The 26700-nt window shown below is 62.7% G+C and carries 23 protein-coding genes and 1 pseudogene; 17 read left to right on the forward strand and 7 right to left on the reverse strand.

Going from position 1 to position 26700, the window contains the following annotated elements:
• Nucleotides 1-130: 130 nt before the first annotated feature.
• The 3 genes from secA (at nt 131) to QME24_RS08170 (ending at nt 5244) form a co-directional block, all read left to right on the forward strand.
• On the forward strand, nt 131-2866 hold the full coding sequence (secA, locus tag QME24_RS08160) for a preprotein translocase subunit SecA (RefSeq protein WP_054905819.1): 2736 nt from the start codon (nt 131-133) through the stop codon (nt 2864-2866).
• 90 nt (nt 2867-2956) lie between these two features.
• Entirely contained in the window at nt 2957-4174 is a 1218-nt protein-coding gene (gene argJ / locus QME24_RS08165; RefSeq protein ID WP_009684404.1) for a bifunctional glutamate N-acetyltransferase/amino-acid acetyltransferase ArgJ, read from the forward strand.
• A gap of 125 nt (nt 4175-4299) precedes the next feature.
• Nucleotides 4300-5244 carry a Nudix family hydrolase gene (locus QME24_RS08170; RefSeq protein ID WP_281690801.1) on the forward strand — a complete coding sequence of 315 codons (945 nt, stop codon included), beginning with the start codon at nt 4300-4302 and terminating at the stop codon, nt 5242-5244.
• Between the two features lie 48 nt (nt 5245-5292).
• On the opposite strand, the gene QME24_RS08175 is transcribed toward QME24_RS08170, so the two are convergent.
• Genes QME24_RS08175 through QME24_RS08185 form a run of 3 tightly spaced genes read right to left on the reverse strand, consistent with a single transcriptional unit; the run spans nt 5293 to nt 8847 of the window.
• Nucleotides 5293-5859, reverse strand: a complete 567-nt coding sequence (locus tag QME24_RS08175; RefSeq protein ID WP_054905817.1) for a cob(I)yrinic acid a,c-diamide adenosyltransferase — start codon at nt 5857-5859, stop codon at nt 5293-5295.
• A gap of 1 nt (nt 5860) precedes the next feature.
• Complete coding sequence (locus QME24_RS08180; protein WP_029887627.1) at nt 5861-7891, reverse strand: ATP-binding protein; 2031 nt, start codon at nt 7889-7891, stop codon at nt 5861-5863.
• A 38-nt stretch (nt 7892-7929) separates the two neighbouring features.
• Nucleotides 7930-8847, reverse strand: coding sequence for a putative 2-dehydropantoate 2-reductase (locus tag QME24_RS08185; protein WP_232892377.1), 918 nt, complete (start codon nt 8845-8847; stop codon nt 7930-7932).
• Between the two features lie 100 nt (nt 8848-8947).
• Here QME24_RS08185 and QME24_RS08190 point away from each other — a divergent pair, with 100 nt between their 5' ends.
• From QME24_RS08190 to QME24_RS08205, 4 genes and pseudogenes are all read left to right on the forward strand, one after another.
• Nucleotides 8948-9433, forward strand: a complete 486-nt coding sequence (locus QME24_RS08190; RefSeq protein ID WP_009682794.1) for a YajQ family cyclic di-GMP-binding protein — start codon at nt 8948-8950, stop codon at nt 9431-9433.
• A gap of 112 nt (nt 9434-9545) precedes the next feature.
• Nucleotides 9546-10388: a mechanosensitive ion channel family protein gene (locus QME24_RS08195; protein WP_009682793.1), complete on the forward strand. Its 843-nt coding sequence runs from the start codon at nt 9546-9548 to the stop codon at nt 10386-10388.
• Nucleotides 10389-10515: 127 nt separating this feature from the next.
• Complete coding sequence (locus QME24_RS08200) at nt 10516-11760, forward strand: MFS transporter (RefSeq protein ID WP_009682792.1); 1245 nt, start codon at nt 10516-10518, stop codon at nt 11758-11760.
• A gap of 34 nt (nt 11761-11794) precedes the next feature.
• Nucleotides 11795-11908: pseudogene (locus tag QME24_RS08205) on the forward strand (IS110 family transposase); the annotation flags it as partial.
• A gap of 246 nt (nt 11909-12154) precedes the next feature.
• On the opposite strand, the gene QME24_RS08210 reads toward QME24_RS08205, so the two are convergent.
• Both QME24_RS08210 and QME24_RS08215 read right to left on the reverse strand, forming a co-directional pair.
• On the reverse strand, nt 12155-13693 hold the full coding sequence (locus QME24_RS08210; RefSeq protein ID WP_054905814.1) for an AmpG family muropeptide MFS transporter: 1539 nt from the start codon (nt 13691-13693) through the stop codon (nt 12155-12157).
• A gap of 43 nt (nt 13694-13736) precedes the next feature.
• Nucleotides 13737-14090, reverse strand: a complete 354-nt coding sequence (locus QME24_RS08215) for an MGMT family protein (protein ID WP_029887494.1) — start codon at nt 14088-14090, stop codon at nt 13737-13739.
• 151 nt (nt 14091-14241) lie between these two features.
• Between QME24_RS08215 and QME24_RS08220 the strand changes: the two genes are divergently transcribed.
• From QME24_RS08220 to groL, 5 genes are all read left to right on the forward strand, one after another.
• The gene (locus tag QME24_RS08220) at nt 14242-15252 is read left to right on the forward strand and encodes a DUF481 domain-containing protein (protein WP_054905813.1); all 1011 of its coding nucleotides are present in this window, start codon (nt 14242-14244) and stop codon (nt 15250-15252) included.
• A gap of 90 nt (nt 15253-15342) precedes the next feature.
• A complete protein-coding gene (locus QME24_RS08225; RefSeq protein ID WP_280091626.1) occupies nt 15343-16074 on the forward strand; it encodes a HugZ family protein in 732 nt (243 codons plus the stop codon).
• 67 nt (nt 16075-16141) lie between these two features.
• Nucleotides 16142-16603: an FxsA family protein gene (locus QME24_RS08230; RefSeq protein WP_009684395.1), complete on the forward strand. Its 462-nt coding sequence runs from the start codon at nt 16142-16144 to the stop codon at nt 16601-16603.
• A 253-nt stretch (nt 16604-16856) separates the two neighbouring features.
• Nucleotides 16857-17150, forward strand: coding sequence for a co-chaperone GroES (locus QME24_RS08235; RefSeq protein ID WP_009684394.1), 294 nt, complete (start codon nt 16857-16859; stop codon nt 17148-17150).
• Nucleotides 17151-17199: 49 nt separating this feature from the next.
• Nucleotides 17200-18840: a chaperonin GroEL gene (gene groL / locus QME24_RS08240; protein WP_054905812.1), complete on the forward strand. Its 1641-nt coding sequence runs from the start codon at nt 17200-17202 to the stop codon at nt 18838-18840.
• Between the two features lie 101 nt (nt 18841-18941).
• Here the strand turns inward: groL and QME24_RS08245 are convergent, their stop codons facing one another.
• Nucleotides 18942-19670, reverse strand: a complete 729-nt coding sequence (locus QME24_RS08245) for a phosphatase PAP2 family protein (protein ID WP_009684392.1) — start codon at nt 19668-19670, stop codon at nt 18942-18944.
• A gap of 183 nt (nt 19671-19853) precedes the next feature.
• On the opposite strand from QME24_RS08245, the gene colR reads away from it, so the two are divergent.
• The 5 genes from colR (at nt 19854) to QME24_RS08270 (ending at nt 23563) form a co-directional block, all read left to right on the forward strand.
• Nucleotides 19854-20537 (forward strand): two-component system response regulator ColR, encoded by a 684-nt coding sequence (gene colR, locus QME24_RS08250; protein ID WP_009684391.1) that lies wholly within the window; start codon nt 19854-19856, stop codon nt 20535-20537.
• Nucleotides 20527-21837, forward strand: coding sequence for a HAMP domain-containing sensor histidine kinase (locus QME24_RS08255; protein WP_054905810.1), 1311 nt, complete (start codon nt 20527-20529; stop codon nt 21835-21837). Before colR ends, QME24_RS08255 begins: the two co-directional genes overlap by 11 nt.
• Nucleotides 21838-21944: 107 nt before the next feature.
• Nucleotides 21945-22625: a class I SAM-dependent methyltransferase gene (locus tag QME24_RS08260; RefSeq protein ID WP_009684389.1), complete on the forward strand. Its 681-nt coding sequence runs from the start codon at nt 21945-21947 to the stop codon at nt 22623-22625.
• Nucleotides 22626-22631: 6 nt separating this feature from the next.
• Nucleotides 22632-23330, forward strand: coding sequence for a lipopolysaccharide kinase InaA family protein (locus tag QME24_RS08265; RefSeq protein ID WP_009684388.1), 699 nt, complete (start codon nt 22632-22634; stop codon nt 23328-23330).
• Nucleotides 23330-23563, forward strand: a complete 234-nt coding sequence (locus tag QME24_RS08270; protein WP_029887498.1) for a hypothetical protein — start codon at nt 23330-23332, stop codon at nt 23561-23563. Before QME24_RS08265 ends, QME24_RS08270 begins: the two co-directional genes overlap by 1 nt.
• 82 nt (nt 23564-23645) lie before the next feature.
• Here the strand turns inward: QME24_RS08270 and QME24_RS08275 are convergent, their stop codons facing one another.
• Nucleotides 23646-26690, reverse strand: coding sequence for a multidrug efflux RND transporter permease subunit (locus QME24_RS08275; RefSeq protein WP_281690802.1), 3045 nt, complete (start codon nt 26688-26690; stop codon nt 23646-23648).
• Nucleotides 26691-26700 lie beyond the last annotated feature (10 nt).

Here is a 26700-nt window from a genome sequence, read left to right on the forward strand (position 1 = left end):
GCATCGTGGAAATCCACCACTTTCCTCACCATCGTTTCCGGGTAGAATGCTCGTTCGCATGCGGCCTCAGGGCTGCACGGGCGACTCATGGGGCCGCCCTCCATCCCTACGTGTGGAAGATCCTGCCGATATGTTTGCGCCTTTGTTAAAAAAACTTTTTGGAAGCAAGAACGAGCGTGAAGTAAAACGCATGCTCAAGACGGTGAGTATCGTCAATGCATTCGAAGAGAAGATGGTGGCCCTCTCCGACGAGCAACTGCGGGGCAAGACTGCAGAGTTCAAGGAGCGCCTGGCCAAAGGCGAGACACTGGACCAATTGTTGCCCGAAGCCTTTGCCGTGGCCCGCGAGGCCGGCAAGCGCGTGATGGGCATGCGCCACTTCGACGTTCAGTTGATTGGCGGCATGACCCTGCACGAAGGCATGATCGCAGAAATGCGTACCGGTGAAGGCAAGACCTTGGTCGGTACCCTGGCCGTGTACCTCAACGCACTGTCCGGCAAGGGCGTGCATGTGGTTACCGTCAACGACTACCTGGCCCGCCGCGACGCCAACTGGATGCGCCCGCTGTACGAGTTCCTCGGCCTGTCGGTCGGTATCGTATCGGCCTTCCAGCCGCCGGAAGAAAAGCGTGCTGCCTATGCGGCCGACATCACCTACGGCACCAACAACGAATTCGGTTTCGACTACCTGCGCGACAACATGGCGTTCAGCCAGGACGAGAAGTTCCAGCGTGAACTGAACTTCGCCGTGATCGACGAAGTGGACTCCATTCTCATCGACGAAGCGCGTACCCCGCTGATCATCTCTGGCCAGGCCGAAGACAGCTCCAAGCTGTACATCGAGATCAACCGCCTGATCCCGCGCCTGACCCAGCACATCGAAGAAGTCGAAGGCCAGGTCACTCAGGAAGGCCACTTCACCATCGACGAGAAGAGCCGCCAGGTCGAGCTCAACGAGGCCGGTCACCAGTTCATCGAAGAGATGCTGACCCAGGCCGGGTTGCTGGCTGAAGGCGAGAGCCTGTACTCGGCGCATAACCTGGGCCTGCTGACCCACGTGTATGCCGGCCTGCGCGCGCACAAGCTGTTCCACCGCAACATCGAGTACATCGTCCAGGACGGCCAGGTACTGCTGATCGACGAGCACACCGGCCGGACCATGCCGGGCCGGCGCCTGTCCGAAGGTCTGCACCAGGCCATCGAGGCCAAGGAGAACCTGAACATCCAGGCCGAGAGCCAGACCCTGGCCTCGACCACCTTCCAGAACTACTTCCGCCTGTACACCAAGCTGTCCGGCATGACCGGTACCGCCGACACCGAAGCCTTCGAGTTCCAGTCGATCTACGCGCTGAACGTGATGGTCATCCCGCCGAACAAGCCGCTGGCGCGCAAGGACTTCAACGACCTGGTGTACCTGACCGCCGACGAGAAGTACGCCGCGATCATTGCCGACATCAAGGAAAGCATGAAGCAGGGCCGGCCGATTCTGGTTGGTACCGCGACCATCGAAACGTCCGAACACATGTCGAACCTGCTGAAGAAAGAAGGTATCGACCACAAGGTGCTGAACGCCAAGTACCACGAGAAAGAAGCCGAAATCATCGCCCAGGCCGGTGCGCCGGGTGCCCTGACCATCGCCACCAACATGGCCGGCCGTGGTACCGACATCCTGCTGGGCGGTAACTGGGAAGCCGAAGTGGCCGCCCTGGAAAACCCGACCGCCGAGCAGATCGCCCAGATCAAGGCCGACTGGCAGAAGCGTCACCAGCAGGTGATCGAGGCCGGTGGCCTGCACGTGATCGCCTCCGAGCGCCACGAGTCGCGCCGTATCGACAACCAGTTGCGTGGCCGTTCCGGCCGTCAGGGCGACCCGGGCTCCAGCCGCTTCTACCTGTCGCTGGAAGACAGCCTGATGCGTATCTTCGCCTCCGACCGAGTGAAGAACTTCATGAAGGCCCTGGGCATGCAGGCGGGCGAGGCCATCGAGCACCGCATGGTCACCAATGCCATCGAGAAGGCGCAGCGCAAGGTCGAAGGCCGCAACTTCGACATCCGCAAGCAGTTGCTTGAATACGACGACGTGGCCAACGAGCAGCGCAAGGTGATCTACCACATGCGCAACAGCCTGCTGGCGGCCGAGAACATTGGCGACACCATCGTCGAATTCCGCAAGGAAGTCCTGGACGCTACCATCAGCCAGCACATTCCGCCGCAGTCGCTGCCCGAGCAGTGGGACGTGGCCGGCCTGGAGGCATCGCTGGCCAGCGACTTCGCCATCAAGCTGCCGATCCAGCAGTGGCTCGACGAAGACGATCACCTCTACGAGGAGACGCTGCGCGAGAAGCTGCTGAACGAGATCACCACGGCCTACACCGAGAAAGAAGACCAGGCCGGCCTCGACGCCCTGCGTACCTTCGAGAAGCAGATTCTGCTGCGTGTGCTGGACGACCTGTGGAAAGACCACCTGTCGACCATGGACCACTTGCGCCACGGTATTCACCTGCGTGGCTATGCGCAGAAGAACCCCAAGCAGGAGTACAAGCGCGAGTCGTTCAGCCTGTTCCAGGAACTGCTGGAGTCGATCAAGCGCGATACCATCCGCGTGCTGTCGCACGTTCAGGTACGCCGCGAAGACCCGGTCGAAGAGGAAGCTCGCCTGCGCCGCGAGGCCGAGGAGCTGGCCAGCCGCATGCAGTTCGAGCACGCCCCAGCCCCTGGCCTGGAAGGCGAGCAGCTGAGCGAGGAGGAGACCGAAGTGGCCGTTGCCTCGGCGCCGGTGCGCAACGAGCAGAAGCTGGGCCGCAACGAGCCTTGCTGGTGTGGTTCGGGCAAGAAGTTCAAGCATTGCCACGGGCAGATCGAATGATCTGACCTGGGTGTTGTAACCTGATACATCCTGGGGCCGCTTTGCGGCCCCGTTTTTTGTACATCCACCGAATTTTCTAGGAGCGCTCTAATGGCTGTTGGTCTTGGTCCTTTGCCCACCCTGCACCCGGTTGCGGGTTTTGAACTCGGCATCGCTTCTGCCGGCATCAAGCGTCCTGGGCGCAAGGATGTGGTGGTCATGCGCTGCGCCGAAGGCTCCAGCGTGGCGGGCGTGTTCACCCTCAACGCGTTCTGCGCGGCACCGGTGATCCTCTCCAAGCAGCGTGTACAGGGCACCGTGCGCTACCTGTTGACCAACACCGGTAATGCCAACGCCGGTACCGGCGCCCCTGGGCTGGCAGCCGCCGAACGCACCTGCGCCAAGCTGGCTGAACTGGCCGGCGTACCCGCCGAATCGGTACTGCCGTTCTCCACCGGGGTGATCGGCGAGCCACTGCCGGTCGAAAAGATCGAAGGCGCGCTGCAGGCCGCCCTCGATAACCTGTCGGAGAACAACTGGGCCGAAGCGGCCACCGGCATCATGACCACCGATACCTTGCCCAAGGGCGCCAGCCGCCAGTTCCAGCACGATGGCGTGACCGTGACCGTGACCGGTATCAGCAAGGGCGCCGGCATGATCCGCCCGAACATGGCCACCATGCTTGGCTACATCGCCACCGACGCCAAGGTTGCCCCGGCGGTGCTCAAGGACCTGATGCTGGACGGCGCCAACAAGTCGTTCAACCGCATCACCATCGATGGCGACACCTCGACCAACGATTGCTGCATGCTGATCGCCACCGGCAAGGCCAACCTGCCAGAAGTCACCGAGGCCAGTGGTGCGCTGTTCGAGGCCCTGAAAAAAGCCGTGTTCGAAGTGTGCATGGACGTGGCCCAGGCCATCGTGCGTGACGGCGAAGGTGCGACCAAGTTCGTGACCGTGCAGGTCAACGGCGGTGGCAACCACCAGGAATGCCTGGACGTCGGTTACGCAGTGGCCCACTCGCCGCTGATCAAGACCGCACTGTTCGCGTCGGACCCCAACTGGGGCCGTATTCTCGCCGCGGTGGGCCGTGCCGGTGTGCCGGAGCTGGACGTGAGCCTGATCGACGTCTACCTGGATAACGTGTGCATCGCCAGCCAGGGCGGCCGCAGCCCCAGCTACACCGAAGCCCAGGGCTCGGCAGTGATGGCCCAGGAAGAGATCACGATCCGGATCGAACTGGGGCGTGGCCAGTGCAGCGAAACCATCTGGACCACCGACCTGTCGCACGAGTACGTGAAGATCAACGCCGAATACCGTACCTGATGCAGTGATGGGGTCGGGCAACGGCCCCACAATTCCAGAACCAGGAGACTAACCATGAGCGATCACCTGAACTTCGGCGACACGTTGCGCGCCTTGTTGCAGGCTGGCCTGGCGGAGCGTGAAGTGTGAAACGGATTCATGTTGTAGCAGCGGTCATTCGTGGCGCCGATGGCCGCATTCTGATCGCGCGGCGGGCCGCCACCCAGCACCAGGGTGGCCTGTGGGAGTTTCCCGGCGGCAAGGTCGAAGCCGGTGAAAGCGTGGAAGCGGCACTGGCCCGCGAGCTGCGCGAAGAGCTGGGTATCGAGGTGAGCCGTTCGCGTGCGCTGATCAAGGTCAGCCACGACTACCCGGACAAGCAGGTGTTGCTGGACGTGCGTGAAGTGCAGGCCTTTACCGGCGAAGCGCATGGCGCCGAGGGTCAGCCGCTGGCGTGGGTTGCCCCGCGCGATTTGCCGCAGTACGAATTTCCCGAGGCCAACCAGCCGATCGTGGCTGCCGCGCGCCTGCCGGACCAGTACCTGATTACCCCCGATGGCCTGGAAGTGCCGCAACTGCTCAAAGGCATACAGAAGGCGGTTGCCAGTGGCATTCGCCTGATTCAGTTGCGCGCCCCGGACATGTACGACCCCAAGTACCGCGACGTGGCGGTGGATGCGGTTGGGCTGTGTGCGGGCAAGGCGCAGTTGATGCTCAAGGGGCCGCTGGAATGGCTGGGCGATTTCCCTTCGGCCGGCTGGCACCTGACCGCGGCGCAGTTGCGCAAGTACGCCGCCAAAGGTCGGCCGTTTCCCCGCGAGCGGTGGTTGGCGGCTTCCTGCCACTGCGCCGAAGAGCTGGCACTGGCCGAGCAGATGGGCGTCGACTTCGTCACCCTGTCGCCAGTCCAGGCAACCCAGACCCACCCCGAGGCGGCGCCGTTGGGCTGGGACGAAGCTCGACGTTTGCTGGTCGGGTTCAGCAAGCCGGTGTACTTGCTGGGTGGGGTAGGGCCGGGTGAGCGCGAGCGAGCCTGGGAAGCCGGGGCCCAGGGTGTGGCCGGCATCCGGGCATTCTGGCCCGAGGCCTGAGCCATTGGGGCGGCCCTGCGCGACACCGCGCAGGCCGCCCCGAACCTGTCAGCCCTGCGGCTTTTCAGCAGGCTGCCACAACACCTCGGCCACCCCCTGTCGCCGCCCGATGATCCGCGCCGCCACGAACAGCAGGTCGGACAGGCGGTTGATGTACGCCAGACCTACCCCTTCCAGTGGTTCCAGCGCATGCAGCTGCTGGCAGCGCCGCTCGGCGCTGCGCGCCAGGCTGCGGCACACATGGGCTTGCGCCACCAGCATCGAACCACTGGGCAGGATGAAGTTCTTCAGCGGCCCCAGCTCTTCGTTCCACACATCGATGACCGCCTCCAGGCGCTCCACTTCTGCCTGGTTCAAGGCCTGGTAGCTGGGCATGGCCAGCTCGCCACCCAGGTCGAACAAGCGGTGCTGACACGGCGCGAGCACCGTAGTGACCTCTTCCAGGCCTTGCTCGGCCAGGCCTGCCAAAAGCACGCCAAGCTGGCTGTTGAGGCTGTCTACCTCGCCAATGGCTTCTATGCGCGGGTGGCTCTTCGGCACCCGCCGGCCGTCGCCCAGGCCGGTTTCGCCCTGGTCGCCGGTACGGGTGTAGATCTTCGATAGGCGGTTGCCCATGTCATTGCTCCGGTAAGGTCGGCGCCGCTGCTGCCGGCTGGCCGAGGGGCAGGCGCAGGGTGAAGCACGTACCCTGGCCAGGCGTGGAGTGCACCTCCATCTGCCCCTTGTGGTTGTTGGTGATGATGAAGTACGAAACCGACAGGCCCAGCCCGGTGCCCTGGCCGATTTCCTTGGTGGTGAAGAACGGCTCGAAGGTGCGCTTGCGCACGGCCTCTGGCATGCCGACGCCATTGTCCTCGACCTGGATCTCCGCCCACGGCGGGTTCAGCCGGGTGCGCAGGGTGATCCGCCCCGGCTCGCTCGGTTGCGGGCGCAGGTGGATGGCCTGGGCGGCGTTCTTCAACAAGTTCAACAGTACCTGTTCCAGTTCATTGGCAGTGCACGGCACAGGACCCAGTTCAGGGTCGAACTGCCGCACGATGGCCTGCCCCTTGAAGTCGAAACCGATCGCCAGGTCGAAGTCGTTGCCGGCAATTTCCACCGCCTGGTCGATCAGCGCCGGCAACTCGCAAGGCTCCAGCTGTCGGTTGCTGCGGCGGCTGAAGCTGAGCATGTGGGTGACGATCTTCGCCGCGCGGGCCCCGGCCTGCTGAATGCCATCGAGCAGTTGCGGCACTTCGCGGCTGGCCAGGTAGCGGTTGATCATGGCCAGGTCGAGGCCAAGCTCGCTGGCCTGTTCCTGGTTGCGGGGCAGGTCTGCCGACAGGCGTCGGCGGATGTTCTGTACGTTGTGCAGGATGGCGCCCAGCGGGTTGTTGATTTCGTGAGCCATGCCCGCCGCCAGGCCGCCGACCGAGAGCATTTTTTCCGACTGGACCATCATTTCTTCCAGCGACAGGCGCTGGGTGATGTCGTCGATGCGGATCACCACGCCGCGCCCGCCGCCGCCGGTGAGCGGGTAGAAGGTGAGGGCGTAATGGCGCAGCTCGTCGCCCTTGGGCCAGGTGACCCGCTCGATCTTGGCCACCCGGTGCTTTTCCACGGTTTCCTTCAGTTGCGGCAGGAACGGCTTCAGCGGCTCGAAGGCGATGAACACAGGCTGGTTCAGCGCCTCATGCAACGGCGTGCCGGAGAGGACCGTGGCTTCGTGATTCCACTGGGTGACATAGAGCTGTTCGTCCAGGGCAATCAATGCCGAAGGCATCGAGTCGATGATACTGTTGAGGTAGTTCTGGAAACCGGTGAGTTTTTTCTCGATCTTGCTGCGCACCTGCACTTCCAGTTCCAGCTTGCGGTTGGTATGGCGGGTTTCCTCGGCCAGACCCTGGGCCTGGTCATAGGCATCCTGGAACTCGTCACGGGCGCGTTTGAGTTGCTGCTCACGGGCCTCGATGCGCGAAAGCATGGTGTTGAAGGCGTCGGCCAGGCTGCCGATCTCATCGTCGTTGCCACGCCGGGCGCGCAGGGCGTAGCTCTCTTCGCGGGTGACCTGGCGGCTGAGTTCTTCAAGCTGGTTGATCGGTTGGGTGATCAGGCGTTTGATCTGGCGGGCGATGAAGATCCACAGCAGGATGCTGAACACCAGGATAGCCAGGCTGGCACTGAGCGTGCCGGTGTAGAACGCGGTGGGCAGCTCGCTGCTGGCCACCAGCAACAGGTGGGCCGGCGGGTTGGCCTCGCGCGGGATGCGGATCAGTTGGGTGCTGCGAAACTCCATCAGGCGCCAGCCGTCGATGTTGCGAAAGCGCTTGGGCAAGGTCAACGGGTCGCCATGCTGGAGTTGCGCCAGCATGCGACCGTCCCCCCCGTACACGGCTGCCGCGCGCAGCGGGGTGTAGCTGTCCAGCTCCTTGAGCAGGGCACTGGCGGTGTCTGGGGTGTCGCCCGCGCGCTCGGCCAGTTGCGGGTTGGCCACCAGCCGGCCGATGGTCTGCAGGGCCTGGGGTGCCATGCTCTCCTGGGTGATCCAGTAAGCCGCGCTGATGAAGGTGAGGTTGGCCACCAGCAGGATGGTCACCAGCAATACCAGCAGGGCCGCCAGCAGCTTCTGCCCGACCGGGAGGTTTTCCAGGCGATGGCGCAAGGTCATGGGCTAGGCAGTGTCCGTATCCAGGTAATAGGGCTGCGTCAGTCGCAGGGCAAGCCACGTAAGCGCAGGTGTTCGACCAGGCGTTGCAGCAGGTGTTCCAGTTGCGGCAGCTGCAGGCCGTGCCGCGCGGCAACCCGGCAGGCATGGCCGAGCAGGTAATGCACCTCGGTGCGTCGGCCTGCGTGCACGTCCTGGTACATGGAAGAGTAGTTGGCTGCGGTGGCCATGATCACCCGTTGCACTTCTTCGTCCAGGCCCTCGGCCGCTTGCGGCTGGCCACAGCGGCGCAGCAGTGCGGCCAGTTCGGTGCACAGGCCATGTACTTCCGCCAGGTGGCCCAGCAAGCCGCCGTTCTGGCAAGCGTGCAGCACGGTCAGCGGGTTGATCGCGCAGTTGAGGGCCAGCTTGCGCCACAGGCGGGTGAGAATATCCACCGTCCATTCGGCAGGGATGCCTGCTTCGTGCAGGTCATCGAACCAGGCCGGCAGCGCCGGGTTGCGCGGGTCGCCCAGCCAGTTGAAGCCATGCCCGGCAAAACGCACCTGCCAGTCGCCTTCGCGGAAGGCGCCTTCGGTGCTGGAGGCGAAAACGCAGCGCGCCTGTGGCAGCAGGTCTGCCACCGCGTCCTGGCTGCCCAGGCCGTTCTGTAGCAGTAGCACGTCTGCGCCCTCGGCCAGGCGTGGTACCAGGCCGGCAATCGCCGGGGCCGCGTCGTAGGCCTTGCAGGCCACCAGCAGGCGATGGATCGGCCCGTCAGCCTGGGCGGTTTCGGCGGGTATGGCGTAGTGCCGGGGCTGTTCTTGCTCGATCAACGTCAGGCCGCCAGCCTGCTCATAGGCCTGCAGCCGTTGCCGATCGCGCAGCACCAGGCGCACTGCCTTGCCCGCGCGTGCCAGGCGGCAAGCCCACAGGCTGCCGAGGCTGCCGGCGCCGAGAATATGCCAGGTGCTGCTCATATGCGTTTCGCAACCCGTTATAATGAGCCCGCATTTTAACCGTCAAACCCGGCGCGCTCCATCGTCAGCCTGAGCGCGCTTTTATTTTGGGAGAACAACCATGCCTTCGTTCGACGTGGTATCGGAACTGGACAAGCACGAAGTGCAGAACGCGGTGGACAACGCCATCAAGGACCTGGACCGCCGTTACGACCTCAAAGGCAAGGGCTCCTTCGAGTTCAAGGACAAAGAGCAGACCGTGATGCTCACCGCCGAGGAAGAGTTCCAGCTCGAAGCCATGCTGGAAATCCTGCGCCTGGCGCTGGTCAAGCGCAAGATCGACGTGAAATGCCTGGAAACCAAGGACCCGTATGCGTCCGGCAAGGAAAAGAAACAGGAAGCCAAGTTCCGCGAGGGTATCGACAAGGACCTGGCCAAGAAGATCGTCGCCACCATCAAGGACGGCAAGCTGAAGGTGCAGGCCGCCATCCAGGGTGAGCAGGTACGGGTAACCGGCAAGAAACGCGACGACCTGCAGGAGGCCATTGCCTTGCTGCGGACCAAGGAATTCGAGATGCCGCTGCAGTTCAACAACTTCCGCGACTGATGCGGGTTTGGCCAGGAACCCCCATGGCTCAATGATGTCCATGGGGGCCGGGGCCGTGTGTTAGCGCGGTCTGTTCTACCGTGTACTTGCCGTTCGGCATCAGGAGATGAATATGGATTTGAACGCTGAAGTCGATCAGCTGGTTCGCCAGTCGCAAACCTGGATCCCCTTGATCATGCAATACGGCAGCCGTGTGCTGCTGGCGCTGGTGACCCTGGCGGTCGGCTGGTGGATCATCAACAAGGTCAGCGCCCGCCTGGGCAAGCTGGTCGGCCTGCGCAATGCCGACCTGGCGTTGCAGGGCTTCATCAGCACCCTGGCCAACATCGTGCTGAAGGTGCTGCTGCTGGTCAGCGTGGCGTCGATGATCGGCATCGAGACCACCTCGTTCGTCGCGGCTATCGGTGCCGCCGGCCTGGCCATCGGCCTGGCGCTGCAGGGTAGCCTGGCCAACTTCGCTGGCGGCGTGCTGATCCTGATGTTCCGCCCGTTTCGCATCGGCGACTGGATCGAGGCACAAGGCGTTGCCGGCACTGTCGACAGCATCCAGATCTTCCACACCGTGCTGCGCACCGGTGATAACAAGACGGTGATCATGCCCAACGGCAGCCTGTCCAATGGCATCATCACCAACACCAACCGCCAGCCCACGCGCAAGGTGGTGTTCGATGTGGGCGTGGATTACGAGGCTGATTTGCAGAAGGCCCGCAATGTGTTGCTGGAGCTGGCCCAGGACCCTCGCGTGCTGGCCGACCCCGCTCCGCAAGCGGTGGTGGCGACGCTGGGTGACAGTTCGATCACCGTGTCGCTGCGCTTGTGGACCAAGACCGCCGATTACTGGGATGTGATGTTCATGCTCAACGAGCAGGCGCGTGACCGCCTGAAGGCCGAAGGGATCGACATTCCGTTCCCGCAGCGGGTCATTCGGGTCGTGCAGGAAACTGCTGCCCAGTAACAGCGCATCAGCGCCGGGGCTGCACAGCGGCCCCGCTTTTTTTGCCCCGATTACACTTGTTCACAGCAAACCCCTGCAATTTCTGGCATATACCCTGCTCCTGCCTGTCACCCCCTCATATGCCATCATGAAACCACTGCTGTACATCACCCCCCTGCGGGCCTTGCTGTTTGGCCTGACCCTGGCCCTGTTCGAACTGCTGACCTACCTGGCCAGTGACGCGGTGATGCCGGCCATGCCGGTCGTGGTCGGCGACCTGAACGCCAGCCCTGAATACATCCCCCATGCCCTCAACCTGTACTTGCTCGGTGGCGTTGTGCTGCAGTGGCTGATCGGCCCGCTGGCAGACCGCTATGGTCGGCGCCCGTTGCTGCTGGCCGGCTGCGCGTTCTTCGGCTTGGCCTGCCTGGCGACCTTCTGGGCCCATGATATTGGCCTGTTCAACCTGCTGCGCCTGTTGCAGGGGATAGGCCTGGGCTTTGTGGTCACGGTCAGCTACCCGGCGCTGAATGAGGCATTCAGCGAGGCGGATGCCGTGCGGATGATGGCGCTGCTGGCCAACATCGCCCTGCTGTCGCCGCTGCTTGGCCCGCTGGTCGGGGCCTTGCTGTTGCAGTGGCTGGACTGGCGTTGGCTGTTCGTGGCTTTCGCCGTGGGGGCCGTGGTGTGCTGGGGGCTGCTGTACCGGCTCATGCCCGAAACCCTGGGTGTAGAGCGTCGCGACGGTTCGCGCCTGGCGTTCACGCCGATCCACCTGTTGCCATTGTTGGCAGGCTACGGCCAATTGCTCGGCAACCGCCGCTTTGTCGCGGGCAGCGCCGCCCTGGGCCTGGTCGGGTTGCCGCTGATTGGCTGGATTGGGCTGTCACCGGTATTGCTCATTCACGATGAGGGCCTGACGACCCTGGAATATGCGCTGTGGCAGCTGCCGGTGTTTGGCGGGTTGATCCTGGGCAACCTGATCATCAACCGTATTGCCGACCGCTACCCGCTGCCGGCCTTGGTCCGTGGTGCCCTGTGGCCGTACCTGGCAGGGTTGAGCGTGATGGTGCTGGCGACATGGTATTGGCCGAGCGTGACCAGCCTGGTGGCAGGCATGTCGTTGTATGCACTGGGCCTGGGTGTGGCCAATGCGGTGCTGTACCGCATGACGCTGTTTTCCAGCGAGCAAAGCAAAGGCCTGGTCTCGGCCATGCTGGGGATGATCACCATCGCCCTGTTGGGGCTGGGTGGGGCGTTGCTGGCCATGATCGGCGCCGGTGCCAGCTTGCTGCATTTCGCACTGGCGGCGGGGCTGGCGGGCGCGCTGGCGCTGTGGCCGTTGTGGTTTGTGGTGGGCGGCCGGCCGGGGCAAGGGGCCGTGGCTGACTGATCTGCAGTACCTGTGCCTTGTCGATCTGTAACTTGCCAATGTCGCTACCGTGGCCTGCATGCGGGTCTTCCTGGTGCGACTCAATGCCATGCTCAGGATTGGCGAGCCTTGGCTGGATCTGGTGTTGCCTCAGCCGAAGAGGGGGTAGATCAACAGCTAAAATGCAGGACTCGAAGATCACACGGTTCCTGTGGGAGCGGGCGTGCCCGCGAACACCGGCGCAGCCGGTGCCAGACACCGCGTCGCCTGCTTCGCGGGCAAGCCCGCACAATGAATCGCGCAGGCTTTTCAAATTCTGAGAAAGACAGTTGCTCCTACAGGCGGGGCTGGCGGGCGTACTGGCGCTGTGACAGCCACACACAATCGCAATGTGGCTTTTTACCCGCGTTGCCCATCAGGCCGCCGCGCCTGGCTCTGCCAGCGGTTTACCGCGGCCAGCCTCGTGGCGCCACTGCAAGGCGATCAGGATCAGCGTAGGCACGCCCAGCAGGGCGGTAATCAGGAAGAAGTCGTGGTAACCGAACTTCTCCACCATCACCCCCGAGTACCCCCCGATCAACCGCGGCAGCAACAGCATGATCGAGCTGAGCAGCGCGTACTGGGTGGCCGAGAACTTCAGGTTGGTCAGGCTCGACAGGTACGCCACGAACGCAGAAGTGGCCATGCCGGAACTGAAGTTGTCCAGCGAGATGGTGACCACCAGCATTTCCAGGTTAGGCCCCATGTCCGCCAGCATCAGGAACAGGATGTTGGTGCCCGCCGATGCCGCGCCACCAATGAACAGGATGGGCATGATGCCGAAGCGCACGATCAGCAGCCCGCCGATACCGGCACCGACCAAGGTCATGATCAGGCCGAAGATCTTGCTGACACTGGCGATCTGGTCTTTGGTGAAGCCCATGTCGATATAGAACACGTTGGCCATCACGCCCATGACCGTGTCCGACATGCGGTAGGTGGCGATCAGGCCTAGCAATAGCAAAGCCTGCCAGCGGTAGCGGGCAATGAAGTCGTTGACCGGGGTCAGCACCGGGGCCAGGCCGCGGCGGCCCAGGCTCGACAGGCATGCCCAGGTCAGCAGCACATAGAGGATCAGGCGCAGGAAGGCGCGGTCTTCGAGCAACAGGTCGAGCGGCGTGGCATCCCCGGAGATGACCGTGGACCAGCCGGTATTGAACATCTGGGTGAAACTGGCGGGCACCGACACCAGCAGGATGATCAGCACGAACACCGAGGCCATCTGGTGCACCAGGCCGTAGCGCGCAGCCGACAGCTGGGTGCGCAGCGGCACCGGCGGTTCGCGCATGACCAGGGTCGTGAACAGCGCGGGCAGCATCATCACCCCGAACATCACGTAGGTGCCGGCCCAGGCTTTATGCAGGTAACTGAAGCCGGTAGACCCGAACCACTCGGCGAAGAACAGCGCGCCGGCGGTGGCGAGCAGGGCGGCGACCCGATAGCCGGCCATGTAGCTGGCGGCCAGGGCGGCCTGGCGCTGGTCGTCGGCGATTTCCAGGCGGTAGGCATCCACCGCGATGTCCTGGGTGGCCGAGGCAAAGGCCACCAGCACGGCCATGGCGATCAACCAGGATAGATGTTGTTGCGGGTCGCACAGGCTCATGCCGACCAGGCCGATCACCACCAGTGCCTGCGACAGCAACAGCCACGAGCGCCGGCGCCCCAGGCCGCCGAGCAGCGGCAGGCGCCATTGGTCGAGCAACGGTGACCACACCCACTTGAAGGCGTAGGCCAGGCCGATCAGGCTGGCGTAACCAATGGTTTCGCGGGCCACCCCAGCTTCGCGCAGCCACACCGACAGGGTCGAGAACACCAACATGTAGGGCAGGCCGGCGGCGAAACCGAGCAGCAAAAGTACCAGGGTTGACGGGCTGGCATAGGCAGCGAGCGCAGCGCGCCAGGTTTTACGGGGCATGGGCCAACATCTGCCTCAAGTTTTCGAAAACAAAGCGCGCACTCTAACCGCTGTGATCTGTCGGGCGCCAGCCATGGCGCGTCATATCCACACGATTGTTGGTCACATTCACGCCTTCTGCACGCAGCCGCGCCCGTTGTTCATCCCCGGCCGGTGTGCCCAGCGCCAGGCTCAGGCGGCCCCCTGCGCCCAGCACCCGGTGCCATGGCAGGCGGGTTTGCGCAGGCAGTTGCCCGAGGGTGCGCCCTACCCAGCGGGCTGCGCGGCCAAGCCCGGCCAGCGCTGCGAGCTGGCCATAGCTCACGACTTTGCCCGCCGGTACTTGGCCAAGCACCGAATACAATGCCGTTCGTCGACCTTCGGCCGATTCCGGCATGTGCTCAGGTCCCCCTGACATGGCGCCCCCCTTGGGCTGTGGATGAAACCGGACAAATGGTCAGGTAAATGCGTATTGAACTCAATGCCAGGCTGCCGGTCTGTGCTTGCTCTGGTCGGCGGTAGCTGGATAATGCCCGGCTTTTTTCTTCGAATCGAACCGTATTACATCTATGCATTCTAGATCCCTGTTGTGCCTGCTCGCTGCTTCCCTGTGCGCCTCACCGGCGTTGGCCGATACCGTGTGGATGAAGAACGGTGACCGGCTCAGTGGCAAGATCAAAGTTTTCGATGGCGGCAAGCTGCTGCTGGAAACGCCCTACGGCGGCTCCATTGCCCTGGACTGGAAACAGGTGCAGACCCTGGAAAGCGACCAGGAACTGCTGGTCAAGCAGGATGCCTACACGGGCGAGAAGGCCAAGTCGCTGAAGGCCGCTGAACCGGGCAAGGTGACCTTGGCCAACGGCGAGGCACCCAAGACCGTGGAGCTGGCCAGCATCGAGCAAATCATTAAGCCCAAGCCCCTGGTCGAAGACTTCGTGTGGAAAGGCAACGTGGATGTGGCGCTGGACTACAAGCGCGCCGAAAACGATACCGACGACTACGATGTCAGCTTCAAGACCACGGCCCGCCACGGCCGCTGGCGGCACAACGCCGAAGGCGAGTACAACCGCGAAACCAAGGACGACGTCACCACCACCGACAACTGGAGTGCCGAATACGCGCTGGACCGCTTCATTACCGAGAAGTGGTTCTGGCAGGGGCGGGCGGAATACAAGCGTGACCGCATCGAAGACCTTGCCCGCCAGCGCACCGTCGGTACCGGCCCGGGTTACCAGTTCTGGGACAATGAACTTGGCGCATTCTCGCTGGGGTCGCTGATCAACCGCACCGACTTCGAGTACCAGGACGGCAGCAAAGACAACTTCTATTCCGCTGCCGTGAAGTGGGACTACACCCGTTACCTGATCGGCAAGAACGTGCAGCTGTTCACCAACGGCGAGCTCGCCAAACCGCTGGGTGGGGTGGCCGACTATTCGCTGGATGCCGAGGTGGGGCTGCGCTACAAGGTTACCGAATGGGCTTCGCTCAACCTCAAGGCGGAGCGTGACATCATCAGCGGCACGAGTGAAAGTGATCTGGAGAAGACGCGCTATACCGCGGGCTTTGGCGTGACCTGGTAAACCGCCGGGCCGCACCGCGGCCCCATTGGCACCCGGTGTGATAATGCTTATCTTGTCACCCATCCCGTTTGCCACCAGGAGCCGCACCCAGTGAGTACCAACGCCATTCGCCCAGCCCGGGAACTGCTGCTCAAGGAATACCGCGGCGTGCTCTCGACGCATTCCAAGTCGATGCCCGGCTACCCGTTCGGCTCGGTGGTGCCGTACTGCCTGGACGCTCACGGCAACCCGCTGATCCTCATCAGCCGCATTGCCCAGCATACCCACAACCTGCAAAAAGATCCCAAGTGCTCGCTGCTGGTAGGTGAGCGCGAAGCTGAGGATGTGCAGGCGGTGGGGCGCCTTACGGTAATGGCCGAAGCGCACAAGCTGGTCGAGGCAGACGCCATCGGGGCTGCCGCCGAGCGTTACTACCGCTATTTCCCGGACGCTGCCGGCTACCATAAGGCTCACGATTTCGACTTCTGGGTGCTGCAGCCGGTACGCCACCGTTACATCGGCGGCTTCGGCGCGATCCACTGGCTCGACCAGGTCACCCTGGCCAACCCGTTCGCCGGCACGGCCGAGGCCAGCATGGTCGAACACATGAACAGCGACCACGCCAATGCCATAGCCCACTATGTGCAACTGACCGGCCTGCCGAACCATGCCACAGCGCAACTGGCCGGGGTGGACAGCGAAGGCATGCACCTGCGCATCGGCCAAGGGGTGTACTGGTTACCCTTCCCGCATATTTGCAATACGCCGACACAAGTCCGCGAAGCCCTGGTTTTGCTGGCGCGGGCCGACCAGTGGCCCATGCCGGCAGGGGGCGAGGGTTGAAAAAGCGTGCTTTTGCATCCACTTGATGGTCTTAAAGGAAGGTTCTCTTCCGACGAGGAATGCTTTGATGCGTGCTTTTCTACTGTTGCTTCTGCTGTTTCCAGTGCTGGAGCTGTTCGTATTCGTCAAGGTCAGCGCGGCCATCGGTTTCTTCCCGGCGCTGTTGCTGATCATTGCCGGTTCCGCCTTGGGTGTGCTGGTCATGCGCGTGGCTGGCCTGGCCACCGCCCTGCGCGCCCGGGAAAGCCTGCAGCGCGGTGAGCTGCCCGCCGAGGACATGTTCCAGGGCATGATGCTGGCGGTGGGCGGTGGTTTGCTGCTGCTGCCGGGCTTTATCAGCGACGTGCTGGGCCTGCTGTGCCTGCTGCCGTTCACCCGCCATCTGGCCGCGCGCAAGCTGCGCGAACGCGCCGAGGCCCAGGCCATGCGCCAGCGCGCGTTCCAGGACGACCCGTTCCAGGCCCAGCCGCGCGATGGCGGCCACCGGCCGAACGTGATTGAGGGCGAGTACGAGCGCCGCGACAAGTAACCACCGCTTTCCACTACGGGGCCGCACATGCGGCCCCGCGTTTTTTCCGCGAGCTGAAAAATTTTGTAGGGCAAGCCTTGTAATTGGATATGGCGGCCTCATGTATGTGGTCACCGCAAGGTTTCTGGCATTAACGCCAGACATTACTCAGGTGGCTTGCCCTTGGCGGGCTACCTTCCGGCAACGCCGGACAGCCTCAACCCGCCGGTTTCGATACCGGCCGATGAAAACCACAATTTGGGAGAGATCGACAATGAAGCTTCGTCCTCTGCATGACCGCGTAGTCATCCGTCGCAGCGAAGAAGAATCGAAAACCGCTGGCGGTATCGTCCTGCCGGGTTCGGCCGCTGAAAAACCTAACCGCGGCGAAGTCGTTGCTGTTGGCACCGGTCGCGTTCTGGAAAACGGCGAAGTCCGTGCACTGGCCGTCAAGGTCGGTGACAAAGTGGTTTTCGGCCCTTACTCGGGCAGCAACACCGTGAAAGTCGATGGCGAAGACCTGCTGGTCATGGCCGAGAATGAAATCCTCGCCGTTATCGAAGGCTGATTTCCCCGACTTCCCGTTACTCCAAAGAATTTCCAAGGATTAAACGATCATGGCTGCTAAAGACGTAAAATTCGGCGACTCCGCTCGTAAAAAAATGCTGGTTGGTGTCAACGTTCTGGCTGACGCGGTAAAAGCTACCCTCGGCCCGAAAGGTCGTAACGTGGTTCTGGCCAAGAGCTTCGGCGCGCCAACCATCACCAAGGACGGCGTTTCCGTCGCCAAAGAAATCGAGCTGAAAGACGCCTTCGAGAACATGGGCGCCCAGCTGGTCAAGGAAGTCGCTTCCAAGGCCAACGACGCCGCCGGTGACGGCACCACCACCGCTACCGTACTGGCCCAGGCCATCGTCAACGAAGGCCTGAAAGCCGTCGCTGCCGGCATGAACCCGATGGACCTGAAGCGCGGTATCGACAAGGCCACTGCTGCCGTTGTCGCCGAGCTGAAGAGCCTGTCCAAGCCATGCGCCGATTCCAAGGCCATCGCTCAGGTCGGTACCATCTCCGCCAACTCCGACAGCTCCATCGGTGAAATCATCGCCGAAGCCATGGAAAAAGTCGGTAAAGAAGGCGTGATCACCGTTGAAGAAGGCTCGGGCCTGGAAAACGAACTGTCCGTCGTAGAAGGCATGCAGTTCGACCGCGGCTACCTGTCGCCTTACTTCGTCAACAAGCCAGACACCATGGTTGCCGAGCTGGAAAGCCCGCTGCTGCTGCTGGTTGACAAGAAAATCTCCAACATCCGCGAGCTGCTGCCAGTGCTGGAAGCCGTTGCCAAGGCCGGCCGCCCACTGCTGATCGTTGCCGAAGACGTCGAAGGCGAAGCGCTGGCTACCCTGGTAGTCAACAACATGCGCGGCATCGTCAAGGTTGCTGCGGTCAAGGCACCTGGCTTCGGCGACCGCCGCAAGGCCATGCTGCAGGACATCGCCGTTCTGACCGGTGGCCAGGTCATCTCCGAGGAAATCGGCCTGTCGCTGGAAACCGCTACCCTGGAGCACCTGGGTAACGCCAAGCGCGTGATCCTGTCCAAGGAAAACACCACCATCATCGATGGTGCTGGCGCTGACACCGAGATCGAAGCACGCGTCAAGCAGATCCGTGCCCAGATCGAAGAAACCTCTTCGGACTACGACCGTGAGAAGCTGCAAGAGCGTCTGGCCAAGCTGGCCGGCGGTGTTGCCGTGATCAAGGTCGGTGCTGGTACCGAAGTTGAAATGAAAGAGAAGAAAGCCCGCGTTGAAGACGCCCTGCACGCTACCCGTGCAGCCGTTGAAGAAGGCGTGGTGCCTGGCGGTGGTGTTGCCCTGGTTCGCGCCCTGGCAGCCATTATCGACCTCAAAGGCGACAACGAAGACCAGAACGTCGGTATTGCCCTGCTGCGCCGCGCTGTCGAAGCGCCGCTGCGCCAGATCACTGCCAACGCCGGCGACGAGCCAAGCGTTGTCGCTGACAAGGTCAAGCAAGGTTCGGGTAACTTCGGTTACAACGCTGCCTCCGGCGAGTACGGCGACATGATCGAGATGGGTATCCTGGACCCAGCCAAGGTCACCCGTTCGGCGCTGCAAGCTGCTGCTTCGATCGGCGGTCTGATGATCACCACCGAAGCCATGGTTGCCGACCTGCCAGAAGACAAGCCAGCTGCTGGCATGCCTGACATGGGCGGCATGGGTGGCATGGGCGGCATGATGTAAGCCAGCCTTACCCCCTGCACCATGAGAAAGCCCCGGTTCGCGAGAACCGGGGCTTTTTTATTCTCCTGTGGGCGCCATTGGGCCGCTAAGCGGCCCCGGCTTCAGGCAACGCTGTTTTTGACCGCGGGCACTTCTACCATGCCCCGGCGATACAGCACCAGATAATACGACCCCAACCCGATCAACCAGCAGAACACCGCCGTCCACACGTTGTGCGACAGGAAGTGCGCCCCTTGCAGCATGCGCCCAACGCCAAGCAGCGAACCTGCCAGCAAGGCCACCACGAATGCCGCCCGCGCCAGGCGCGGCTTGCGGTCACGCAACATGAAGAACAGGCCGAACAGGCAGAACCCGGTCGCGGCATGCCCGCCCGGCCAGCACAGCCCGGGCTTGTCGGTGGCCGGCCGTGGTTGCAGCAGCTTGCTGTAGGTTTCGGTACCGCCAAATTGGGTGAGGCTCCAGGGGCACTGCACCTGCGTCACCTTCTTCAGGGGCGTGACAAACGCGGTGGACAAACCCAGCGCCAACACCAGGCAGCCCAGCTCGCGGCGCCAGCCAAATAGGCGCTTTACGAAAAAGCTGGCGGCGAAGGTCAGCAGCGCTATCAGCCCCAGCAGGATCACCCCCTGTTTGACCCGGTCATGCAGGATGTTTTCCAGCCAATAACTGTGGCGGCCAATGAACTGCCCGGCTACAGGGTCGAAGAACAGCTTGGCGAGGTCCATGTCGATCGACGTCAGCTCCAGCAGAATCAGGGCCAACGCGGTCGCCAACGGAATACCCAGGTACAGCCAGTAATTGATCGGGCGAGGGCGGGTTGCTTGCTGCATGGCGGCTCCAGGGCGGAAAAAAGATCGGCCATTGTCGTCGGCCCGCTATCCTGTGTCCGTGAAGGATCAGTGAAAAAACCGTCAAGTGCGGTGAATTTTTCCGGGGGCTGGCACCCTGCAGGCATAGGCCGTAAGCTGCGCCTGCCGCGCACCACAGCGAGAAGCGCCGCACAGGAGAAACCGATGCGCATTCTTTTGGTTGAAGACAACCGCGATATCCTGGCCAACCTGGCCGATTACCTGGGCATGAAGGGCTATACCGTCGACTGCGCCCAGGATGGCCTGTCCGGGCTGCACCTGGCTGCCACCGAGCACTATGACCTGATCGTGCTCGACATCATGTTGCCCGGTATCGATGGCTACACGCTGTGCAAGCGCCTGCGCGAAGACGCCCGCCGCGACACGCCGGTGATCATGCTTACCGCCCGCGACCAGTTGGACGACCGCCTGCAAGGCTTCCGTTCCGGGGCCGACGACTATCTGCTCAAGCCTTTCGCCCTGTCCGAGCTGGCGGCACGCATCGAAGCCGTGCTGCGCCGGGCCCAGGGCGGCGGGCGGCGCAGCCTGCAGGTGGCTGATCTGAGCTATGACCTCGACACCCTGGAGGTCACCCGCCAGGGCCGCATGCTCAAGCTCAACCCGGTCGGCCTCAAGCTGTTAGCCGTGTTGATGCAGAAGAGCCCTCATGTACTGCGTCGCGAAGTGCTGGAAGAAGCCCTGTGGGGGGACGACTGCCCCGACAGTGACAGCCTGCGCAGCCATGTGCACCAACTGCGCCAGGTGATCGACAAACCGTTCGAAAAACCGCTGCTGCATACCGTCCATGGCGTCGGCTATCGCCTCGCCGAGGGTCGTGATGGAGTTTAAGCAAAGCCTTGCCCAGCGCATCATCATCGCCTTTGCCCTGATGAGCGCGCTGGTGGCCGGGGCCTTCGCCTTCGGTATCGTCGGCACCGTGCACCTGGTCGAAGAGCGGCTGATTTCATCGGTACTGGGCGGTGACTTGCAGCGCCTGCTGCGCATGGACAGCGTCAGCGACTGGAGCCACCGCCCGCGCCCCGACCAATTGTTCTACTTCAGCGGCGGGCGCGACGACTTTGAGCTGCCCAAAGACCTGCGCCATCTGGACCGTGGCTTCCACGAAGTATTCCGCGACCAGCTTTCCTACCACGCGATGGTCGAGATCGTCGATGGCCGCCGCTATGTATTGCTGCAGGACCAAAGCGACTTCGAGGAGCGCGAGCGTGTGCTGTTCGCGGTGGTGCTGGTGGGCTTCGTGCTCAGCCTGGTGCTGGCGGTGATCCTGGGCTGGCTGGTGGCGCGGCGGGTGATGGCACCGGTGATTCGCCTGGCGCGGCAAGTTCGCCACCGTGACCAGCTGCTGGGCCTGGCGCCGCCGTTGGCGCCGGACTATGCGGCGGACGAAGTTGGCCAGCTGGCGGTGGCGTTCGATGACACGCTGGGCCGCCTGCGTGATGCGCTGACCCGTGAACGGCTGTTCACCAGTGACGTCAGCCATGAGTTGCGCACCCCATTGATGGTGCTGGCCACGTCCTGCGAGCTGCTGCAGGAAAACCCCAACCTCGACACCCGCGCGCGCAGCCAGGTGGAGCGCGTGGCGCGGGCAACCGAAGAGATGCGCGAGCTGGTCAAGACCTTCCTGATGCTGGCCAGGGCGCAACGTGACGAAGGCGCAGTAGCCTCCCGGGCGACCCTGCGCGAAGTGGCCAACGAGCTGATCGGGGTGTGGCGCGACACCATCGAACAGAAGGGCCTGACCCTGTATTTCGATGGCCAGGCCAGTGCCAGCGCAGTGCTGTACAACGCGACCTTCCTGCAGTCGGTGATGGGCAACCTGCTGCGCAATGCGGCGCACTACACCGATGCCGGCTACATCCGCCTGAGCCTGGAAAGCCATGGCTTCAGCGTGGAAGACAGTGGCGTGGGCATACCAGAAGAACAGCGCGAAGCCATGTTCAAGCCGTTCGTGCGCGGTGACGAGCGGCGCGGCGAGGGCCTTGGGCTGGGCTTGTCGCTGGTGCAGCGCATCTGCGACGACCAGGGCTGGCGGGTGACCTTGACCTCTTCTGTACCCCATGGCTGCCGTTTCCATGTCGACTTGAGCAATACGCGGGTGAAAGAAGAGCCGGACGTCGTGGCTGGGTAATGTGTTGTTACACGTGTTACCGTGGCCAACACTTTTTTCACATCAGCATGACCTGATTCCTACGCGCATTTACCTAATGTGAGCGCAATGGAATCAGGAGATGCTCAATGCGTAGCCCTATCAAGCTTGAATTTTCCGAGAAGTACGACAAAGACCATGCCCGAGAGTATTTTCTCAAGCACCAGGATGGCTTGGCCCGCCGGCTGTCTCACAAGCGAGATGAGCAGCTGGCCCGCCGCGCACTGGCGCTGGCGGGTGAGCCTGGCCTGGTCCTGGACTTGCCCTGCGGCGCTGGTCGTTTCTGGCCGCTGCTGGCAGAAAAGAACAACCGGGTCATCATCGGTGCCGATAATTCCCAGGCGATGATCGACACCGCCTGTGCTGCGCAACCGCCAGAAGTGGTCGCGCGGGTACGGCCTTTGCAGACATCGGCATTCGACATCGACTTGCCAGACAACTCCGTCGACAGCATTTTTTGCATGCGGCTGTTTCACCATATTGGCGAGGCAGCCCACAGAAAGAAAATTCTTTCTGAATTTCAACGAGTTAGCCGTGATAGTGTGATCTTGTCACTGTGGGTGGACGGCAACTTCAAGGCTTGGCGGCGCAGGAAACTGGAACAGCGCCGCAGCACCAAAGCCGAGCAGAACCATTACCAGAACCGGTTTGTGTTACCGGCCGACACGGTCGAAGAAGAATTCCGCGCCGCCGGTTTCAGGATCCAGGAACGCCTCGACTTCCTGCCGTTCTATGCCATGTGGCGGGTTTATGTATTGCGTAAGGGGTAGTGTTTGATGGCTGTAGCCCAGAATGGGGAGTCGCGCTTCGATTTTTACTGGCGCCAGCAAGGCGAGTGGGTAGAGGAGCCTAACCAGCGCCGGGGTGGCGAAAGTGGTGTGCAACGGCTCAACGATGCCAACGGCAAACTGCTGTATGCAAAGCGTCAGGTCGGGCATATTTATCGCAGCCTGTTGCACCCCTTCGGCCGGCCAACCGTGCTGCGTGAACTCGATGCGCTGAACAGCTTCGAGCAACTCGGGGTGCGTGTACCGCGCCTGGTGTTCTGTGGTGCCCAGCGCGATGCCGACCACCAGTGGCGGGCGCTGCTGGTCAGCGAAGCACTGGACGGGTTTGTGGAGCTGGACACCTGGCATGCCCAAGGTGCCCGAGACCGTTACCCACAGGTGGTCCACGAGCGCATGCTCAAGGACCTTGCCGAAAACCTGGCGCGCATGCACCTGGGCCATTGGCAGCACGGCTGCCTGTACGGCAAGCATGTGTTCGTCAAGGTGCTGGGCGAGGGCGAGCAAGCCCGTGTCGAAGTGGCGCTGCTCGACCTCGAGAAGTGTCGGCGACGTTTCAGTTGCCAGCGCGCGGCGGGTAACGACCTGCGCCAATTGCGCCGCCATTCGTCGCTCAACGAGGCGGAATGGCAGACGCTACTCTACTTTTACAAGGTGGCGTTTGGCAGCGCTGTCAAAGGGTTAGGGTAATGAAACTAGAAATAGCTCGAGCTTTGTTCCTGGTAGCGGGCCTGGCGGTGACCACTGTAGCGGTGGCTGCCTGGGAAGAGCCGAGGCCAACGGTATTCAGTAAGGCTGAGATGGCCGCCCAGTGCGCACTGCCGCGGGACGTGAAACCGCAGCAGAAGGCCAGGGTAGAGCCGGATCAGGATCTGTTGCTGTTGCTGTTCGGCCTGCGCCAAGGGTTGCGGCCATTTGGTTGAAACCGGTGTAGCTGTACATGCCAGAGGCCTCGCAAGCGCGAGGCCTCTGGCGTTTCTGCAGGTGGCCCTCGGTGGGCGGTTTTCAGGCGGCAGCAGGTTCCTTGGCCACCGTCTTGTGCGCCAGCAGGGTGTAGATACAAGGCAGCACGAACAGGGTGAACAGCGTGCCGATCGACATGCCGGTCGCGATCACGGCACCGATGTCGAAGCGGCTTACCGCCCCGGCCCCGGTCGCGAGGATCAGCGGCACCATGCCGAATACCATTGCCGCCGTGGTCATCAGCACCGGCCGCAGGCGAATCGCCGCCGCTTCTTCGATTGCCTCGCGCGCGCCCAGGCCAAGCTCATCACGTAACTGGTTGGCGAACTCGACGATCAGGATGCCGTGTTTGCTGATCAGCCCGATCAATGTCACCAGCCCGACCTGGGTGTAGATGTTCATGCTCGACAGGCCCAGGAACAATGGCAACAGCGCCCCGCAGATCGACAACGGTACCGTAACCAGGATCACCAGCGGATCCCGGAAACTTTCGAACTGGGCCGCCAGGACCAGGAAGATGATCGCCAGTGCCAGGCCAAAGGTCACCCACAGTGCGCTGCCTTCCTGCACGTACTGGCGGGCCACGCCGGCATAGTCGAAGGCGAAACCTTCCGGGGCCTCTTCGCGGGCGATGTCCTGCACGGTCTTCAGCGCTTCGCCCAGGCTGACCATCGGTACGCCTTGAATGATGGCCGAGTTCAACTGCTGGAACTGGTTGAGCTGCCGCGGGCGAGCGCGGTCGGTGAGGGTGACCAGGGTCGCCAGCGGCAGCAGCTTGCCCTGGTCGTTCTTCACGTAGTAGTTGTTCAGCCAACCGGGGTTGTCGCGGTATGCGCGCTCGGCCTGGGCAATGACCTTGTAGCTGCGCCCGTCGAGGGTGAAACGGTTGATTTCGGCTTCACCCAGCAAGGTGGCCAGGGTGCTGCCGAGGACGTCCATCGATACCCCCATTTGCGCCGCCTTGGCCCGGTCGATATCGACCACCACCTCGGGTTTGTCAAAGGCCAGGTCGATGTCGAGGAAGGCGAACTTGCCCGATGCCTGGGCCCGAGCCTTGATGCGTTGGGCCACCTCCAGCAGTGCCGGGTAGTCGCCTGCGGTGTTGATCACGAACTGGAACGGCAGGCCTTCGCCGGTGCCGGGCAGCGACGGCAGGTTGAAGCCGAAGATCTGCAGGCCGGCGACCTCTTCCAGCTTGGCCTGTACCAGTGGCAGCAGCTCCATTTGCGTACGCTCGCGCTCGTTCCAGGGCTTGAGCAGGAAGCCACCGATGCCGCTCTGCACACCATTGAAACCGTTGATCTGGAACGACGAATAGTATTCGGGGAAGGTCTTGAACAGAGGGGTGAACTGGTTGGTGTAGGCGTTGAGGTAGTCAAGGTTGGCTGGCTGCGGGGAACTGCTGATCATGAAGATCACCCCCTGGTCCTCGTTGGGGGCCAGTTCGTTCTGGGTGAACTTCAGCAGTAGCGGAATCAGGCACAGGATGATCACGGCAAACACCAGTACCACCGGCCGGCTGTCGAGCGTGCCGTGCAGCAGGCGCTGGTAGCTTACCTTCAGGCGCGCGAACTGCCGATCGAGCCAGTGGGCCAGGCCGCTGGAATTCTGCTCGCGGCGTAGCAGCAGGGCGCACATCATCGGTGACAGGGTCAGGGCGACGATACCGGAAATGACGACTGCGCCGGCCAGGGTCAGGGCGAACTCCTTGAACAGTGCCCCGGTGAGCCCGCTGAGAAAGCCGATGGGCGCATACACCGCTGCCAGGGTGATGGTCATCGACACCACCGGCATGGCGATCTCGCGCGCGCCTTCCAAGGCTGCATCGAACGGCGACTTGCCTTCTTCGATATGCCGGTGAATGTTTTCCACCACCACGATCGCATCGTCCACCACCAGCCCGATGGCCAGGACCATGGCGAGCAGTGTGAGCAAGTTCAGCGAGTAGCCCATCATCTGCATGAAGAACAACACGCCAATCATCGACAGCGGAATGGTCACCACAGGGATCAGCACCGAGCGCAGGGCGCCAAGGAACAGGAACACCACTAGGATGACGATCAGCACCGCTTCGCCGAGGGTCTTGATCACTTCGTCGATGGAGGCCTGGATGAACAGCGTGGCGTCGTAGGCGATAGACACCTTCAGCGCCGAGGGCAACTGGCTTTCCAGGTCGGGCATGACCCGCCGCACTTCCTTGATCACCTCCAGCGGGTTGGCGGCGGGCGTGGCCTTGATGCCGATGTACACCGAGGGCGTGCCGTCGAATGAGCTGACGGTGTCGTAGTTCTCTGCCCCCATCTCCACACGCGCCACGTCACCCAGCAGTACGCGGCTGTCGCCACTGGTCTTGACCGGCAGGGCGGCGAACGCCTCGGCTGACTTCAGCTCGGTGCTGGCGTTGATGCTGGTGACCACGTATTCGCCTTTGACTTCGCCGGCAGCGGACAGGAAGTTGTAGCGGCGCACGGCGTCGGTCACGTCGCTGGCCGCCAGGCCGAAACCGGCCAGTTTCACTGGGTCCAGCCACAGACGCATGGCAAATACCTGGTTACCGAGGATTTCTGCCTCGGCCATGCCGGGTAGCGTGGCCAGCTTGGGCTGGATCACCCGTGACAGGTAGTCGGTGATTTGCGGGTTGCTCATCTGTTCGCTGTAGAAGCTGATGTACATCAGCGCCGAAGCATCGGCGGCTTCCTTGCTGAGTACCGGGTCTTCGGCGTTCTGCGGCAGCTTGTTGCGCACTTCGTTGGCCTTGGCCAGCAGTTCGGTGAACAGCCTGTCGCTGTCGGCACCGATGCGGGCGTAGATGGATATGACGGAAAAATTCTGCCGGCTCACCGAGGTCATGTAGTCGATACCTTCGGCGCTGGCCAGGCTTTGCTGCAGCGGCTGGGTGATGTAGCCCTGGATGGTTTCGGCGTTGGCCCCGGGGTAGGCCGTGGTGACGGTGATCAGGGCGTTTTCCATGCGCGGGTACTGGCGGATCTGCAGCGTGTGCCAGGCCTGGATACCCAGCAACAGGATCAGCAGGCTGACCACGCTGGCCAGCACCGGGCGACGGATGAACGGGTCGGTGAACGCCATGCCAGCCTCC

Origin of the sequence: Pseudomonas sp. PARCl1 (genome assembly GCF_947311875.1) — a bacterium.
In the GTDB taxonomy this organism is placed as follows: Bacteria; Pseudomonadota; Gammaproteobacteria; order Pseudomonadales; family Pseudomonadaceae; genus Aquipseudomonas; species Aquipseudomonas juntendi.